This is a genomic window from Mesorhizobium sp. M2C.T.Ca.TU.002.02.1.1, assembly GCF_003997225.1.
Genome location: NZ_RZTO01001589.1, coordinates 1 through 384, shown reverse-complemented (window position 1 = coordinate 384; position 384 = coordinate 1). Strand labels below are relative to the sequence as shown.

The 384-nt window shown below is 63.5% G+C and carries 1 pseudogene; it reads right to left on the bottom strand.

Annotated features, from left to right (window positions below):
- Positions 1–70 precede the first annotated feature (70 nt).
- A pseudogene (locus tag EOD07_RS37445) lies at positions 71–384 on the bottom strand (aspartate aminotransferase family protein); the annotation flags it as partial.

The following is a 384-nucleotide window of genomic DNA, read 5'->3' as shown; positions in this document are numbered from 1 at the left end:
GCACATGCCCAGTGTGCCCGCGCCGATCACCACGACATGAGGAGAAGCTGTCATTCACGGTTCTCCTCGATCAGGATTGCGCGGCGATCTCGCCCAAGGTCTCGTCGATCGCATGAAGGATGGCGCCGGCATCTTCCCCGGTCATCGGCGTCGACAGCGCGAACAGGCCGTAGCTGGCGGAGAGCACGCCACGGCTGAGCAGGCCCTTGTGGAAGGCGTCGAATTTCTTGCGCTCGGCCTGGCCGGGATAGATGGAGCGGTAATCCGTGACGGGATGCGACGTGAAATGAACCTTGAACAGCGAGCCGAGGCCGACGCATTGGCCGGCAAGCCCGCGCTTTTCGAATGAAGCGCTGACGCCGTCGCGCAGGAACGAGCCAAGGC